Origin of the sequence: Paenibacillus sp. YAF4_2 (genome assembly GCF_052113225.1) — a bacterium.
Taxonomy (GTDB): domain Bacteria; phylum Bacillota; class Bacilli; order Paenibacillales; family Paenibacillaceae; genus Pristimantibacillus.
In genome coordinates, this window is sequence record NZ_JBFRCT010000004.1 from 26,535 (window position 1) to 39,078 (window position 12,544).

8 protein-coding genes are annotated in these 12,544 nt (G+C 49.1%); 3 read left to right on the forward strand and 5 right to left on the reverse strand.

Translation table 11 applies throughout. The features are described 5' to 3' along the window. Positions 1-11: 11 nt before the first annotated feature. Complete coding sequence (locus tag AB4Y93_RS10625; protein ID WP_441891660.1) at positions 12-1,553, reverse strand: alpha-L-rhamnosidase-related protein; 1,542 nt, start codon at positions 1,551-1,553, stop codon at positions 12-14. Positions 1,554-1,930: 377 nt separating this feature from the next. Here AB4Y93_RS10625 and AB4Y93_RS10630 point away from each other — a divergent pair, with 377 nt between their 5' ends. The 3 genes from AB4Y93_RS10630 (at position 1,931) to AB4Y93_RS10640 (ending at position 5,116) form a co-directional block, all read left to right on the forward strand. Beyond that, positions 1,931-3,322 carry an ABC transporter substrate-binding protein gene (locus AB4Y93_RS10630; protein ID WP_441891662.1) on the forward strand — a complete coding sequence of 464 codons (1,392 nt, stop codon included), beginning with the start codon at positions 1,931-1,933 and terminating at the stop codon, positions 3,320-3,322. 82 nt (positions 3,323-3,404) lie between these two features. Further along, positions 3,405-4,286, forward strand: coding sequence for a carbohydrate ABC transporter permease (locus tag AB4Y93_RS10635; protein ID WP_208420398.1), 882 nt, complete (start codon positions 3,405-3,407; stop codon positions 4,284-4,286). Beyond that, a complete protein-coding gene (locus AB4Y93_RS10640; protein WP_441891664.1) occupies positions 4,286-5,116 on the forward strand; it encodes a carbohydrate ABC transporter permease in 831 nt (276 codons plus the stop codon). The genes AB4Y93_RS10635 and AB4Y93_RS10640 overlap by 1 nt, the downstream gene beginning before the upstream one ends. A 52-nt stretch (positions 5,117-5,168) precedes the next feature. Here AB4Y93_RS10640 and AB4Y93_RS10645 read toward each other — a convergent pair whose 3' ends face one another. From AB4Y93_RS10645 to AB4Y93_RS10660, 4 genes are all read right to left on the reverse strand, one after another. After that, positions 5,169-6,473, reverse strand: a complete 1,305-nt coding sequence (locus tag AB4Y93_RS10645) for an ABC transporter substrate-binding protein (RefSeq protein ID WP_441891666.1) — start codon at positions 6,471-6,473, stop codon at positions 5,169-5,171. Continuing rightward, complete coding sequence (locus tag AB4Y93_RS10650) at positions 6,466-7,983, reverse strand: response regulator transcription factor (protein ID WP_441891668.1); 1,518 nt, start codon at positions 7,981-7,983, stop codon at positions 6,466-6,468. The genes AB4Y93_RS10645 and AB4Y93_RS10650 overlap by 8 nt, the downstream gene beginning before the upstream one ends. A gap of 5 nt (positions 7,984-7,988) precedes the next feature. Then, positions 7,989-9,755 (reverse strand): histidine kinase, encoded by a 1,767-nt coding sequence (locus AB4Y93_RS10655; RefSeq protein WP_441891670.1) that lies wholly within the window; start codon positions 9,753-9,755, stop codon positions 7,989-7,991. Positions 9,756-9,964: 209 nt separating this feature from the next. Further along, the gene (locus AB4Y93_RS10660) at positions 9,965-12,460 is read right to left on the reverse strand and encodes a beta-glucosidase H (RefSeq protein ID WP_441891672.1); all 2,496 of its coding nucleotides are present in this window, start codon (positions 12,458-12,460) and stop codon (positions 9,965-9,967) included. Positions 12,461-12,544: the final 84 nt, after the last annotated feature.

Below are 12,544 nucleotides of genomic sequence, written 5' to 3' on the forward strand. Positions count from 1 at the left end.
CTGCTCTCATATTAGATCAAATATTTACGAATGAAATACGTAGGTGTACAGCTCCATGCATGGCAATAGCTGTTGATCAGGTTACTGCCGTATGGGGACAGCTTCTTATCATCCGGATTATACAGCTCCCAGAACGTGTCCGCTCCGTCCTTGATCATCTCTCCCCAATAAGCTTGCATCTGCTCAGCAGCTTTCTCGCTGCTGCCTACCGAGAATAAAGCTTCAATGAGATGATGGTACATATAAGGTGTGGTCATCCCGATTGCCGGCTGCTCCTCGAACAAACGGTTGAGTAACGCGGCATTCTCTTCCACAGGCAGCACTTCAGCGAGCACGAGCCAGATTTGCGAAGCCCACGAGATTTGCCGCTTGGCGCCGCTGACAAAGAAGCCTATTTTATCATCCCATAACTCCGTTACTGCCGCTTTAGTTGCCCGTTCAATCTGGCCCTCCATATATTGCTGCTTGTCCGTCAGACCAAGGATGCGTGCAAGCCCCAAGCCTCGTTTCAGACAATAAATAAGAACGCCCTGCGTTGGCGCCTGCTTGTTCAGGTCCGGATGCCAGTCGATAAAGCTCCACCAGGTCTCATCGTCGCGCACAATTCCATGCTCATCAAGCCGCTGCACCGCTATCTCGATCTGCTCCAGTGCTATTGGCCACAACTCCTGCAGCGTATCCATATCTTCGGATGCCACATAATAGTCATACAGACAAGCTACGAAGAACAGCGAGTAATCATACAGCCTTGTATCATCCACATGAGCATGCGGCTTCTCAAATACACATGCCCCAACTGCCCCGTCTTCAAGCCTCATCCCGGCAAAAAGGTACAAGCAACGCTTCACCAAATCGAGGTTATTGAAGGTAAGATAGTTCGCCTGTGCCTGCAGCCTTAAATCGCCAATCCACAGGCGCCGGTCCCGCTTCGGACCGTCCTCAAACACCGATTGCATACAGTCCTGCAGCGTCTTGATTGCGATTCGGTCCATCAGAGCGAGCTCATCAGACAGCCTTTCCGGCAATGGAACTATGTTAGACGGATCACCGGAAGTAACTGCTGTACACGCTACTTGCTCGAACGACACGTTGTATTTCTTTGATGTATCTAGCACATCTATCTTGATGAACCGGAAGGTGTACCGTCTAGGGAGCTTAATCTCAGCCGGCAAGACATCAATAAAAATCGTTTCCTCCTGCAGCCACGAGCTGCTCAGCCAACCATCATAGCTGTCGAAAGGCTCTGCGATTTCACATGGCATTTCACCAAGCGTCAGCTTCAGTTTCAGCGGCGCATCTGGCGGACTACCTACTGCTTTTACTTTAAAGCTCACATACCCGACAAGATGATCTTCGAAGTCCAGAACAAAGCTGTCACCCTTGCCAAGCACCTGCTCCTGCCAGTTCTGCTTCTCCGCCTGATCAACTCTCCAGCTTTGAAAAGCCGTCTCATCGGCAACAATCTCAACTACTGCTTTTGGCTCTGCCAGTGAAGTAACTAGTTCAGGTATTAAGGCCTCTGCCTTATCGACCATGGATTGATTAATTAGCATGGATAAATCCCCTTCCGAAATTCCTGCTGTTAACGCTATATTCAATATTCCTTACGATCATCGTATGCGCTTACAAACCATAACACAATAGTCTTACTTTTTGGATAAACATCCGATTTTTTTAGATGATCAAGCAAGGCAATGTCTGCTATTTTTAGGTGCGGTGTACGATTAATTTAGGCTGCCTCCCCAAACCCCGCTTAACTGCGCGGTGACCTAAAAAAAGCAGACACATCTAAAAAATGCGGCGCTTAACAGTAAAAATGAAAGCCTTTACACTTAGGTCCACAGGGCTCCGGAACCCCGAACATCCAACCTAATCAGCAATTTCTTGAACCGTAGTTTACGCTCGAACACTACAAGGAGGGTATATCTCAATGGCTCAATCTAAAAAGAAAACTATTCTTGCTCTGACAGGAGCAGTACTTCTCACTTCCGCTTTAACAGCATGCGGCAGCAACAACAATAATAACGCAGCAACAAACGCTAATGCGAGCAAATCTCCTGAAGCAAGCCAGAACGCAGCGGCCGAATCTCCGGCTGCATCGAATGACACTGCCTCGGAGCGTTACGAAAAGCCGGTCACTCTGAAGCTGATGATCGACAACCAGACTTCGACGGACGGCATTAAAGTAGTCGCTGACGAAATCGAGAAGCGCTACAACATCAAGACTGAATTTGATCTACGTCCGGGTGGAGATGAAGGCGACAACCTGGTGAAGACAAGACTCGCTACCGGTGAAATGGACGACCTGAGCTTCTACAACTCCGGCTCCTTGTTCAAGGCGCTGCAGCCTGAGAAGTATTTCCTTGATTTGACCAGTGAACCGTTCATGCAAAACGTACTGGATTCCTTCCTGCCGACAGTAAGCGTTGACGGCAAAACCTATGCGGCTCCAAGCGGCGCATCACAAGCTGGTGCTTGGCTCTACAACAAAAAGGTGTATGCGGAGCTTGGCTTGAGCGTTCCGAAAACATGGGATGAGCTGAAAGCAAACAGCGATAAAATCAAGGCTGCTGGTAAAACAGCTGTCATTGGTTCCTACAAGGACAGCTGGACTTCACAATTAATTTTCTTGGCTGACTACGCAAACGTACAGGCAGATGCCCCAACGTTTGCCGATGATTTCACGAACAATAAAGCGAAATTCGCGGATACACCAGCAGCACTGCGCAGCTTCCAGAAGCTTTCCGAAATGAAAGATTATATGAACAAAGATTACCTTGCAACGACTTATGACCAAGCGCTCAAAATGCTCGTTGACGGTACTGGCGTGCAATATCCGATGCTGACTTTTGCACTCACTAATATCTTTACGACTTACCCGGATAAAATCGACGACATCGGCGTATTCGCACAACCTGCTGACAGCGCCGACAAAACCGCTCTGACGGTATGGATGCCTGCTGGAATCGCAATCTACAAAGACGGCAAAAACATCGAAGCAGCGAAAAAATGGATCAACTTCTTCGCTTCATCGGATGGCATGGCACTTCTGGCAAGCAAAGCGAAGCCGGAAGGTCCTTATGTGATCAAAGGTGCTACACTGCCTGATGATGCTTACGCAGGCGTTAAAGAAATGATGCCTTACTTCGATAACGGCAACAACGCGCCGGCACTCGAATTCTTGTCTCCGCTTAAAGGACCAAGCCTGCCGCAGCTGACCGTTGAAGTCGGCGCAGGCATGAAGTCCGCAGAAGATAATGCAAAAGCTTATGACAAAGATGTTGAGAAACAAGCGAAGCAGCTCGGTATTTCCGGCTGGTGAGTTAGCATAAACAAGCAGCCCTGCCCTGCTCATAAGGCAGGTCAGGGCTTTTGTAAAGAAAGTAAGATGGGAGAGATTCACCATGCAGAAGGCTTCCATAACAAAGACTTCCAAAAAGTTTTATACGTATAAGTTTTTGTTGCCCGCCGGCATTATCTATTTCGTACTATTCCTGCTGCCTACCATCATGTCCTTCTTCTTCAGTATGACGAGATGGGATCTTGTGGACTGGGATTATATCGGCTTTGATAACTATAAGACATTCTTCTCAGAATCATCGCTTAATATCGGGTTTCGCAATACACTGATTTACGCAGTTGTTACCTGCGGCCTTAAGGTTGTCCTGGGACTCATACTTGGGGTTGCACTGACATCCGGTCTCCGGATTAAAGGATATTTGCGCTCTGTCGTCTTCTTCCCGACTCTGTTATCTACGATTGCCGTTGGTATTGCCTTCAGCAGCATGATGCATCCAACGCAAGGTCTGATTAATAAAAGCCTGTCTCTGGCAGGCATCGTTGGTCCTGACTGGCTTGGCGACACAAGCATTGCCTTGTTATCCGTCGCTATTGTTGATGTGTGGAAAGGCGTCGGCATGGCTACCGTTATTTTTATCGCGGGCATTATGTCCATTCCCGAAGAATATTACGAAGCGCTTCAGATCGACGGCGGCAACTCATGGGACAGATTCAAGCATATTACGAATCCGCTTGTTGCTCCCGCGATGAACTCTGTCATTATTCTCGCCTTTATCGGAGGCTTGCGTTCCTTCGACCTCGTATGGGCGATGACCAAAGGCGGACCCGGCTTCAGTACGGACTTGATCGCTTCTATCATTTATAAACAATATCAAGGCGGCTTCTACGGCCTCTCTACAGCGGGCAACGTAATTCTCTTTATCGGCGTATCTCTGCTGGCCTTCCCTCTGCTTAAGCTGCTGTCGAAAAGGGAGGTTGATTTGTAATGAAGCTGAAAGGCACCAAACGGCTTATTTTCGAAATTGTTGCCGTTCTCTTATCCATCGTCATCTTCTGGGTACCATTCTTATTTGTTATTATTAACTCGCTGAAAAACAAGACGGACGCCTCGCTGCTTGATCTGAGCTGGCCAACCTCCATCCAATGGTCGAACTATAAGGAAGTTCTTACAGCCCAAGACCATATGGTTCTGCGCTCGTTCATGAACAGTACGCTCATTACGCTGCTGTCCATCGTTGTTCTAATTGTGGTCAGTGCCATGACGGGCTATGTGCTGCAGCGCCGTAACGACCGCTGGTCTGGCATTATCCAGTTTCTTGTCATGGCCGGCCTTATGATTCCGCCTGCTGTTGTACCAACCATATGGGTGCTTGATTCTATTCATCTGTTCAAGACGATGACCGGGATCGTAATGGTTGAAGTTGCGCTTGGCATCTCCTTTGCCGTCATGCTGTACCGCAGCTTTATGGCCACCATTCCAAGAGAAATTGATGAAGCGGCTGTAGTCGACGGCTGCGGCAGCATGAGGATGTTCTTCCAGATGATCCTCCCGCTCCTTATGCCGGTAACGTCAACGGTTGTCGTCCTGTCTTCCGTCGGCATTTACAATGACTTTGTTAACCCGCTCTACTTCTTCCCGGGAGCGAAGAATGCCACCATTCAGCTGACACTGTACAATTTCACCAGCATGTACAATACATCCTGGAACCTGCTGTTCGCAGATATTATCCTGATCTCGCTTCCGCCACTCATCCTCTTTATCTTCTTCAACAAACGGATCGTTGCCGGCATGACAGCCGGTGCAGTCAAAGGTTAGACGAACAAGAAGATCCCGCAGCCTGCGACGGCTGCGGGATCTTCTCTACTTGTTATTGCTGTTTATCCAACGCCGCCTGTAAATCCTGCATATACATCTCCGGTGTGTAGTCTTTGCTTGCAATCAGCAGCTGAGCGTTATTCCAGGCGATCGTCTGCGTATCGGGATCAAACAAAGCCTCAAACCATAAAGCGCCATTCTTTACGCTGTCGATCGTCTCCTGTGCCAGCTGCGTAAGCCTCGGCACATCGGCCGGCATATGTTGTACATTAAAGCCTGATATAACGCCATATTCCTTCATCGCTTTATCCCCGTAACCTGTAAATACCGCTTTCAGCCATTCCTTCATGGTATCGTCATAAGAAGCTGCCGATAACGTAGTGGCAAGCCCCGCATTCATCAGCCAGTCGTCCTTGGTCCCCACACCGCCGCTCACCAGAGGAATATTGAACAATCCGATGGCATCCGTCCCGATCTGATTTTTGAGCGAGCTGTTGAAATCCCTGAGGCTCCAGCTTCCGGTATAAAACATGGCTACTTTCCCCTCGAGGAATAACGTTGAGGCTTCATCCGTCTCCGTTGTATTCACATACTTGCCGAAATATCCTAGCTGCGCCATCTGCTGAACAATAGCCGCCGCTTCGACAAATCCGGGCTCTGTCACCTTCAGCTCCTTACGGGCTACACGCTGCATCGCATCATAGCCATATTTCCGGATGACGTATCCGTTAATGAGTCGGGTAATCGGCCATTTATTCGCACCAGCAAGCGCAAACGGCTGAATACCATGCGACTTGAACACCTCCGCCACATGAAGCAGATCATCCCAAGTCTCTGGCACAGCTAGTCCATATTCGGCAAATAGATCCTTGTTGTACCAGAAGCCCTCGATATTGATCTCGAGCGGAAGGGCATACAGCCCTTTGTCCCTAACCATCGATTTCAGCAGCTTCACAGCCGCCGGATTTAATTCGTTTTGCAGGCCAAGCTCACGAAATACTTTCTCGATATCCAGAATAAATCCATTATCGGCCAGCTGCTCCAGCGGTCTGCCGGATTCATAGGAGAAAATCTCCGGCAAATCATTGCTAGCCGCAAGCAGCTGGATTTTTTGCACAAGATCCGAGGTATTGACGCTCTCGAATTCATATTTGATATTCGGATGCTTCTTCTCATATTCACGTGCCTGTTCGCTAATGATCCGGGGCTGCTGCTCCTCAAGATCGGACGATACATAATGAATAACCCGCGTCGGATCGGAGATTTGTTCATCGGATCCATAAGAGCCGCCAGAGCAGGATACTAGGAGCAGACATATTGCTGTAAATACGCCTATAGCAGCAGCCGGCTTACTCATGATCGCCCACCTCCTGTACCGGCTCATGCGATTTGCTAATGCCATGCCCTTCCCGGAATTGCCCTGGCGTTACGCCTGTATATTTCTTGAATAGTTCCGTAAAGTGCCTGTAATTATAGTAACCAACCTTCTTGCTGACATCATTAACAAGCATGCCTTTCAACAGCATGATCTTTGCTTGCTCCATCCGCAGCTTGGTTACATATTTAATATAGGAGGTTCCCACCTTCTCCTTGAACAGCAGGCTTAAGTAAGTTGCATTCATGCCGACATGCTCTGCCACCTCCTGCAGGGTGAACGACTCCAGGTAATGCTTCTCAATAAAAGCAAGAGCTTTCTCCACCGCATTATGCTTGGATGCATGCTTATCTTCCCGCATAAAATTATGAAGCTGCTCCATCTGCACCCGAAGCCACTCGAACATCCGGTCTCTCGAAGACATTCCGCCAAGCTCCCAATGCGGCACAAGTGTCCGGACCTCCCCCCCTGCTTCCATCGCAACCTGATACCCGATATAGGCAAGCTTCATAACCTCTTGTTCCACCAGCTCCGGACTTAGTCTCTGAGCTTCCATCCAACGCTTATAATCATCCAATTGGCGAATAAGCCCTTCCTTATTACCCGTTCTCATGCAAAAGACGATCTCTTCCTCACGTTCGCTGAGGCCCTTCGGCAGACTCTCTTCGGCCGGCTCGAAACGGGTCCAGCCCTTCTCCTCCAGAAATACCGCGTAGCGTAAAGCCCGGACAGCTTCCTTCAAGCTTGCCCCTGCACCCGCCAGATCCGTATAGGTTTGGCCGGAACCAACGGTTTCCTGCATCTGGGGAGACAGGATCGTAAGCTGCTCCCATAATTCCTCAGCCGGGAGCGTGTAATGAAATACCGCCATGATCCATTCCTTCCCATACGAAAAGGAAACGATATGGTAAGAAGGATGCTCATCCAGGAGATCCAGCCTGCCTGTTGATGCAAGCACGGTAACTCCCTTCACCTGCTCTGCCTCCGCTTTGCCAAAGGCAGCCCTCCAATCAGGAATGGCTTCTGTACCAAGCAGCAGCAAATCAAGAGCCGCCTTCTCCAGCAAAGCTTCTTTATTAGCCGACACCTGCGTCTTTAATTGGGTATGCTCCTGCTGATGGCCTATCCTCTCGATGGTCCGTACAATGGCCTCATCGATTTTCTCAAGCGTAATCGGCTTATCCAAATAATCGATGACCCCAAGCTTTAACGCTTTACGGATATATTCGAATTCATTAAAGCCGCTGAACACAATACAGGCTGTATCGGGCTTTTCCTTCGCAATCTCTTCAATAAGCTGCAGTCCGGTTAACCCGGGCATACGAATATCGGTCATGACAATGTCAGGCGCAAGCTCCCGAACCATCTGCAGAGCGGAGATGCCGTCATCGGCTGTGCCGACTAGCTCAATGCCATAGCGGGACCAGTCAACCATCATTTGAAGCCCTTGTGTCACGATATACTCATCGTCGAAAATAACGGCCTTTAACATGACTCTCAACCCTCTCTGATTTCATTTGGCCGGAATCTGATCTCAACGACCGTTCCTTTTCCCGGTTCACTGCTTACCCGAAGCGAGCTTCTCTGACCATAGTAGAGCATGATACGTTCCCGGACATTTACAAGTCCATACCCCTTCTCCGTGGCCCGAATATCCTCCATCCCGACGCCATCATCTTCTACCTTGAAGACAGCCGTTCCATCCTCCATTCTGCCTGTAAGCCGAATCGTTCCTTCACCAATCTTCGGCTCCAGCCCGTGATAGATGGCGTTCTCCACCAGCGGCTGCAAAATAAGCTTCAGAATTTCTATGCTCATAAGCCCTTGCTCAACATCCACTGTGTAATGGAACCTCGACTTATATCGAAGGTTCTGTATTGTCATATAATGCTCGATATGCTGGAGCTCCTTGAATACCGGAATCGTTTCTTTCCCTTTGTTCAGGCTGATCTTGAAGCTTTCCGATAAAGCAATGGTCATCTTGGCGATATCCGCATTATTTTGCAGGATAGCCATCCAGTAAATAGAATCAAGCGTATTATAGAGAAAATGCGGCTTGATCTGTGCCTGCAGCGTCCGAAGCTCCGCTTCCCTCTCTTTTAATTGCGAGTGAATCAGTCTTTCATTGAGCTGAATGTTCTCCGTGGAAATTTTACGGAACGTCTCCCCAATTGCTCCTACTTCATCCTCCTCAAAGGAAACCAGATGAACAGAGGCACCTGAGCCTTTGGACCAGTCGACCATCATCTTCTTCAGCTGCAGCAGCGGACGGGTAATGCTTCCCGAAACAAACATCGACAGGATTATGGCAATAAGCGCAATAAAAGCAGCAATAAGAGTCGTATACGTACCGATCCGGTTCGAATCCTGCAGCAGCACATTCGCCTTCACAACATGAAGGAAGGTCCAATTGGTCGTTGCGTTATGATAACCAACTGTCAAATAGCCATGCTGATGCAGCTCCTGGAGCACAGCAGCCTCTCCATCCTCCCGATCGATTAGATTCGCAATAGAATCATTTTGCGCATATACGCTGCGTGACAGCTCACCGGTCGTATCCAGCACGACAAAATCCCCGTCATCCCCCATTGCTTGCTCAAATATCGTTTTCTTCAAATTAATAATCAGCAGCCCAATAACACGGAAACTCGCCGGGTCACGCAGCAGCTTCACGCTTGAGAAAGACATGCCCGTATTGCCGGAGTTAAGGGATTGAAGCACATTGTAGCTGAAAAATACTTCTCGGCCGTTAGCTGCAGCCGCACGCTTGTACCAATCTGTCTGACCGATTAACTCCCGGCTTGTCTCATCATCATAAATACCCGCATTAGCTTCAACACTTCCGTAACAGACGGAATGGAAGCCGCGATCAAATAAACAAATCGAGTCAATATGGCGGGTATCAATTAAATTGCGTACAACGAGATTTTGCAGACGGTTAGCCGTTCGGATATCAAGTACATGGCTTTCATCTGCCGCACTATCCTTCAATTCTTCCCGAAGCTGATCATTCGCCAGAATCAGCCGGTGCATATTAATCACGTTTCGAAATAATAAATCCGCCACTTCGCTGGCTGTCTGCAAATTATGCTTGTTATTGTCCAGGTGGTTATGCACGATCGTATCCTTCGAGATATTAAACGAGATATATCCCAGGATAATGAGCGGCGGCACCGACAATAACACAACGGCCAGGAGTATTCTTGTACGAAGTCTGCGGGGGCGGAACTGCCTTAGAAGCGAAGATAGGGAAAATGAACGCATCCGCTTTGATCTCCTTGGCCGATTCGGCTCGTAATGATGTTTCCTTCATTGTAAACGAATACATGGCGAATATCACGGCGCCTTTTTTTAGGTGGAATGTCTGTTTTTTTTGGATTCGTTGGGTGGAAAAAAGCTCTGTAAGACTCCTTCGGTAGCTTACAGAGCGATGATTGCTTACAGCATTCAGGCTTACCTAATAATGGCTGTTACTATACCTGCTTCCAGCCGTGTAATACGCTGTCGCAGTGTTCGACTGCCTGAGCAAGCTCCGGTGACGGGGTGACAGCTGTCTGCAGAACAAGCTGCTCGGAGGACTCTCCAATCAGAATGGTGAACTCTCCGGCCGGAACTGCCCATTTATTGCATGTTTTATTCCAAATGCTGAAGGCTCTTGGGTTTAGAAGCATTTCCGCTTGGACCGTCTGACCTGCCGGAACCTCGACTTTCTTGTAATTCCTCAGCTGCACCGGCGGTTCTCCAGCAGCTGCCGGGAAGCTCAGATACAGCTGTGGGACGGCATGGCCGTAGATCTCACCTTTATTTCGAATCTCGAAGGCAACTCGTAAATAAGGTAATCCCGCGTGCTTAATTTGTTCGGTTTGCAGGTCACTATAGCTGAAAGAGGTGTATGAAAGGCCATGACCAAAAGGGAATAACGCCTTCTCTCCGGATGCAGCAAACCAGCGGTAACCAACATCCAGCTTCTCGGAGTAAACCGTGTCGAGCCCTATGCCCGGATATTGTCCTTTCGTCGCGATTGGACCTTGTTCGCCTGATGCCGGGAAGCTGATCGGCAGATGCCCCGATGGATTCGTATCACCAAACAATACTTTGGCTATCGCCTCTCCGCCTTGCTGACCGGGATACCAGGCTTCTATAACACCCTTCACTTTATCCACCCAAGGCATCTCAACCGGGCCGCCGGTATTCAACACAACAATCGTATTCGGATTGGCTTCGGCGACCGCTTTAATTAATTGATTTTGTTCGCCCGGCAGCCTTAGATTCGGCTTATCGAAATTTTCGGTCATGTAGTCATTTACGAATACAACTGCTGTATCCGCCAGCGTTGCTGTCTTAACCGCCTCTTCTATTAAAGCTTCATCCGTTCCTGCATACCACTCCAGCGTAATAGAAGGAAGAGCTGCAGCTTCTTCGCTGGAAGAGGTATAGTGAACCTCCATTGTGACACGGCATCCTGCCTCTAATCTCTTGACTCCAGTCTGGTAGAGCGACTCAAAATTCCAGTTGTCGATTATAAGCTCCCCATCTACATATAAACGGGTCCCGCCTGAAGCCGGAACGTAAAACGTATAGTCTGCCGTCTTCTTCGGAATCAGCGTTCCGGTCCACTTCGCAGATGGAGCATGCGGAACACCGTCAAACTGCCAGTTCAAGCAAAGCTTCTCCATCGTTTGTGTGCGCACAGGCTCACCGCTTAAATCTGCAGAATCATAAGCCTCCATCTGCAAACCATTCTCGAACGCTTCGGCTGGAATCGTGTTGCCTGCATTCGGAGACGGATAGATAAAGGAAGGGCCAGAAGGAACAGGCGCTGTACCAGGTACGTAGCTAACCCGTACATCAGGTCCAGCACGATGCTCGATAGCTTGAAGCGGAGTAACCGAGCCTGCATAAGGCACATGGGCGCTGCCTCCGCCTGATGCAATCAGGTTTACAGCCGCTTGTCCGATAATCGCAATGGAATTGGCTGGCGCAAGTGGAAGGATGCTGTCATCGTTCTTCAGCAGAACAATCGATTGCTCCGCGAGAAGCAAAGCTTCCATATCATGCTTGGAATAGACTTTCCTTTCACTTCCTGCTCCGTCTGCCTCTCGATCGAACAAGCCAAAGCTGAACATTTTCCTCAAGATACGGCCAACGCTGTCATCAATTTTCGCCATCGGCACCTGTCCGCTTGCTACTGCTTGTTTTAACGGTTCGCCGAAGAACCTCTTGAAAGGAATGGTTAGCTCGTAGTCCAAACCCGCGAATATAGACCTGACTGTGCTTTGGGTAGCTAGAAAATCGGAGACAACAAAGCCGTCGAACTCCCAATTTTCTTTCAGTACCTGATTGAGCAAATGGTGGTTCTCTGCACCGTATGCTCCGTTGATTTTATTGTAGGAGGCCATGATTGATGCGGCATTACCTTCTTTGACCGCCGCTTCGAAAGCAGGAAGATAAATCTCGCGCAGCGTCCTCTCATCGATAATACTGTTCTGCACCATACGGTCTGCTTCCTGATTATTGGCCGCGTAATGCTTGATGCAAGCCATGACGCCTTGCTCCTGGATACCTTGAATAACCGCCGTTCCGGTTACAGCAGACAGCATCGGGTCCTCGCCGTAGCCTTCGAATGTCCGTCCATTAAGCGGAGTTCGAGCGATATTAACCGTGGGACCAAGCAATAACGATGTCCCGCGCTCCCGAGCATCCTTGCCTATGATCTCCCCATATTGATAAGCGGCTTCTTGATCAAATGCTGCTCCCAGCGCAATTGGAGCAGGCAGCTGCGTCCCTGCCGTTTCATGAGGCCCAGTCACACCGCCAGGCCCGTCGTTCAGCTTCAGTAGAGGAATGCCTAATTTTTCATCAGGTGTTCCGCGATGCATCAGGGCTAGCTTGTCATCGAGCGACATAACTTCAAGCAATTCCTTTACTCTTTGTTCAATGCTTAGCGTTGTGTCCATCCATCGTCTCATCTTCTGTTCAACCCTCTCCGGCATTCTTCGATTGCATGCAGTGTTCATATCGCGATATTCTTATTAAAACGCTTTCTATCGCTC

What these genes read in the sequence shown, in the direction of transcription:
- AB4Y93_RS10625 (WP_441891660.1), bottom strand. Translation starts at nt 1,553, where the DNA reads ATGCTAATTAATCAATCCATGGTCGATAAGGCAGAGGCCTTAATACCT.
- AB4Y93_RS10630 (WP_441891662.1), top strand. Translation starts at nt 1,931, where the DNA reads ATGGCTCAATCTAAAAAGAAAACTATTCTTGCTCTGACAGGAGCAGTA.
- AB4Y93_RS10635 (WP_208420398.1), top strand. Translation starts at nt 3,405, where the DNA reads ATGCAGAAGGCTTCCATAACAAAGACTTCCAAAAAGTTTTATACGTAT.
- AB4Y93_RS10640 (WP_441891664.1), top strand. Translation starts at nt 4,286, where the DNA reads ATGAAGCTGAAAGGCACCAAACGGCTTATTTTCGAAATTGTTGCCGTT.
- AB4Y93_RS10645 (WP_441891666.1), bottom strand. Translation starts at nt 6,473, where the DNA reads ATGAGTAAGCCGGCTGCTGCTATAGGCGTATTTACAGCAATATGTCTG.
- AB4Y93_RS10650 (WP_441891668.1), bottom strand. Translation starts at nt 7,983, where the DNA reads ATGTTAAAGGCCGTTATTTTCGACGATGAGTATATCGTGACACAAGGG.
- AB4Y93_RS10655 (WP_441891670.1), bottom strand. Translation starts at nt 9,755, where the DNA reads ATGCGTTCATTTTCCCTATCTTCGCTTCTAAGGCAGTTCCGCCCCCGC.
- AB4Y93_RS10660 (WP_441891672.1), bottom strand. Translation starts at nt 12,460, where the DNA reads ATGAGACGATGGATGGACACAACGCTAAGCATTGAACAAAGAGTAAAG.